The organism is Rhodococcus sp. CX (assembly GCF_015865005.1).
Taxonomy (GTDB): domain Bacteria; phylum Actinomycetota; class Actinomycetes; order Mycobacteriales; family Mycobacteriaceae; genus Rhodococcus.
The window spans coordinates 39,643-43,183 of record NZ_JADZGH010000178.1; the positions used below are offsets into that span (position 1 = coordinate 39,643).

Consider the following 3,541-nt stretch of genomic DNA (forward strand, 5'->3'; position numbering starts at 1 on the left):
TGGCCGGTGGTGACGATGTGCTCGAGGGTGCCGAGCGTGTCGAATCCGGGGAACAGCGGCACCGGCAGGCGCTTGCCGGTGGCGTCGAGCCACAGCGACGACGGGCCGGGCAGGATGCGGATGCCGTGGTTCGGCCACACCGGGTCGTAGTTGGTGATGCCTTCGGTGTAGTGCCACATGCGATCTCGGTTGACGATGTTCCCGCCGGCCTTCTCGGTGATCTCGAGCATGCGGCCGTCGACGTGGGCGGGCACGCCGCTGAGCATGTGCTTCGGCGGGATACCGAGCCGCGTCGGCCAGTTCTTCTTGACCAGGTCGTAGTTGCCGCCGATGCCGCCGGACGTGACGATCACGGCGCCCGCGCCGAACTCGAAGTCGCCGACGGCGGTGCGGGACGACTTCACACCGCGCGCCGCGTCGGTCGGTTCGAGGACGGTGCCGCGCACGCCGGTGACCGCACCGTCGGTGACGACCAGTTCGTCGACCTGATGGCGGTACTTCAAAGTGACGAGGCCGCGGTCGGCGGCGGCGAGCACCTTGCGGGCGAAGATCTCGACGAGCCCGGGGCCGGTCCCCCACGTGATGTGGAATCGGGGCACCGAGTTGCCGTGGCCGCCGGCGTCGTAGCCGCCGCGTTCGGCCCAGTTGACCATCGGGAAGATCTTCAACCCGCGCTGCGCGAGCCACGCGTGCTTCTCCCCCGCGGCGAACTCGACGTACGCCTGCGCCCAGCGGCGCGGCCAGCGGTCCTCGACCTCGCGGTCGAAGCCGGCTGTGCCCATCCAGTCCTGCAGCGCGAGGTCGTAGGAGTCCTTGATACCCATGCGACGTTGTTCGGGACTGTCGACGAAGAAGAGCCCACCGAACGACCAGAAGGCTTGTCCACCAAGGTTGTTCGCGTTCTCCTGATCCACCAGGATCACCTTGCGCCCGGCGTCGATCAGCTCCCCGGTCGCCACCAGCCCGGCGAGACCCGCCCCCACCACGATCACGTCTGCGTCCATGTCCGCAGACACTACCGGCCGGTCCCGGTACGACGGGAGAGGTCGAACGGCATCACGCGACGTGGCCGAGAGCCCGCGGCTGCCAGCGGTACACGGTCGGCTGCGCGTCGTGGTGCAGCGCGATGTCGACGGCGTCGACGATGGCCTGCCGCGGTCCGGGTTTGCTCAGTTGCGGCCCGGAGATCGCCAGGCGCAGCAGTCCGCCGCGCCGCGCGACCCGCGCGGCGCCGATGACCATGGCGCGGCACCACCACGGTTCGGCGCGCGCCCCGTCGCCGATCCCGAACACGCGCGCCTGCTCCACGGTGCCCCGGTCGAGGTCGTGCACGCCGGTGGCGTCGGCCAGGAGGCGGAACCCGGTCTGCGGCAGTGCGGCGACCGCCCCGGCCGAGGCGACCCAGCGGGGCGGGGCGAACAGCCGGGTGCGCAGTCCCGTTGCCTCGAGCACGCGATCGGCGGCGAGCAGCCGCAGCCGCGCCTCGTGCTCGCGCAGCGCCGAGAATTCGGCGCGGCGGCGTTTCGTCGCGGCCTGGTCGTAGCCGTGCAGCACGATCGCGTCGCCGTCTTCCCGGCGTTCGAGGAGCCATTCCTGGGTCGCCGGGTCGCGCACCAGCCGGTAGTGGTCCTTCAGCCGCGGCGCCACGAGCAGCGACAGCGGCACTCCGCGCGCATCCATCTCGCGGGCGAACCTGTCGACCGCTTCGCGGGTGACATCCCGGATTCCCGACACCGACACGATCAGTTCCGTGCTCACGACCATCACGATGCCCGGCGCGGATGAACGGAGATCGTCCTCCGGTTGAAACCTGCGCGACGAGAGCAGCGCGGTGGGCACACTGGGATCGGATCCGTTGCCGACCGGAGCGAGGTGTCATGTCCGATCAGAGCGAACCGCACGTGGATTGGGACCCGCGTTCCCCACAGGTGCAGGCGGATCAGATCACCGCGTACGACGAGATGCGCGCCCGCTGCCCCGTCGCCTACAGCGCCTACCGCGATTGGACGGTGTTCCGTCACACCGATGTCGTGGCAATCCTCGACGACCCCGCGACCTTCAGCAATGCGGTGTCGTCGCATCCGTCGGTGCCCAATGGCATGGACCCGCCGGAGCACACGTCGTTCCGGGCGATCAACGACCGGTACTTCACGCCCGACCGCATGCGCGCGTTCGAACCGGCGTGCCGCGAGGTGGCCCGCGACCTGATCGACGCACTCGGGCCCGGCGAGGCCGAGATCATGTCCGGCCTGGCCGAACCGTTCGCGAACCGGATCCAGTGCCGGTTCATGGGGTGGCCGGACCGTCTGCACGAGCCGCTGCGCGAATGGACGCGCAAGAACCGGGAGGCGACGCGCGCCCTCGACCGGGCGGCGATGTCGGCGATCGCGCTGGAGTTCGACGGCTACATCCGCGAACAGCTCGACGAGCGCCGTGGTCGGCCGGCGACCGGGACTCCCGACGTGACCGCGGAGCTGCTCGGCGAGCGGGTCGACGGCAGGCCGCTCACCGATGCCGAGCTGGTGTCGATGATCCGCAACTGGACGGTCGGCGAGCTGAGCACGATCGCTGCGTGCGTCGGCATCCTGGTCGCGTTCCTCGCGTCGAATCCGGAGGTCCAGAAGCATCTGCGGGCCGAACCCGACCGGATCGGTGCCGCGTGCGACGAGATCCTGCGGATGCAGGCACCGCTGATCGCGAACCGCCGTCGCACCACCCGGGAGGTGACCGTCGCGGACCGCCGCATCCCGGCCGGGGAACGGATCATAGTGCTGTGGGCGTCGGCGAACCGCGACGAGGCCGTCTTCGGTGACCCCGACGAGTTCCGCCTCGACCGCGACCCGGCCGCGAACCTGCTTTACGGACGCGGCATCCACAACTGTCCGGGTGCGCCGCTCGCGCGACTCGAGCTCACCGCACTGGTCGACGAACTGCTCGCCGCGACCACGAACATCACCGCGACCGGCGCGGTTCCGGAGCACGCGGCGTATCCGGCGGGTGGGTTCACGCGGGTGCCGGTCGTGCTGACCCGCCACTGAACAACTCCCACCGAACGACGAGGTCCCGTTCACCAAGACGGCCGCCCGGTCCCGTCGTCGGATCGGTTTAGCGTCGGCCCGTGACGACCCGCCAGAAGACGTACCCGCATCTGCTGTCCCCCGGCACCATCGGCCCGATCACCCTGGCCAACCGGGTGGTGATGCCCGCGATGGACATGAATCTGTGCGTGGACGGTGAGATCGAGCAGGGCGACATCGATCATTTCGCGGCGCGCGCCGCGGGCGGCACCGGGCTGATCATCACCGGATGCTGCGCGGTCGCGTATCCGATCGGGTGCGCGAGCACCAAGGAACCGGGCCTGTCCGAGGACCGGTTCATCCCCGGCTTGAAGTCACTGGCGGACGCCGTGCACGTGGCCGGCAGCAAACTGTGCGTGCAGATGACCCATCACGGCAAGGTCGCCCGGATCGACACCGTCCAGGACCGTCCGCTGCTGGTGCCGTCGACGCCGCAGGCCGGCCCCGACATGAGCGCGCTCGCC

The 3,541-nt window shown here is 70.1% G+C and carries 3 protein-coding genes and 1 pseudogene; 2 read left to right on the forward strand and 2 right to left on the reverse strand.

Annotated features, from left to right (window positions below; translation table 11 throughout):
* A partial coding sequence (locus I0Q12_RS33240; protein ID WP_374068726.1) for an FAD-binding dehydrogenase occupies nucleotides 1-1,004 on the reverse strand: 1,004 nt, incomplete at its 3' end.
* A gap of 52 nt (nucleotides 1,005-1,056) precedes the next feature.
* Nucleotides 1,057-1,758, reverse strand: a complete 702-nt coding sequence (locus I0Q12_RS18720) for a DUF2334 domain-containing protein (RefSeq protein ID WP_197253420.1) — start codon at nucleotides 1,756-1,758, stop codon at nucleotides 1,057-1,059.
* A gap of 119 nt (nucleotides 1,759-1,877) precedes the next feature.
* On the opposite strand from I0Q12_RS18720, the gene I0Q12_RS18725 reads away from it, so the two are divergent.
* Nucleotides 1,878-3,038, forward strand: coding sequence for a cytochrome P450 (locus I0Q12_RS18725; RefSeq protein ID WP_197253422.1), 1,161 nt, complete (start codon nucleotides 1,878-1,880; stop codon nucleotides 3,036-3,038).
* An 80-nt stretch (nucleotides 3,039-3,118) separates the two neighbouring features.
* Nucleotides 3,119-3,541: pseudogene (locus I0Q12_RS33245) on the forward strand (oxidoreductase); the annotation flags it as partial.

Excerpts from the sequence above, each read along its gene's own strand:
- I0Q12_RS18725 (WP_197253422.1), top strand. The coding sequence starts at position 1,878 with ATGTCCGATCAGAGCGAACCGCACGTGGATTGGGACCCGCGTTCCCCA.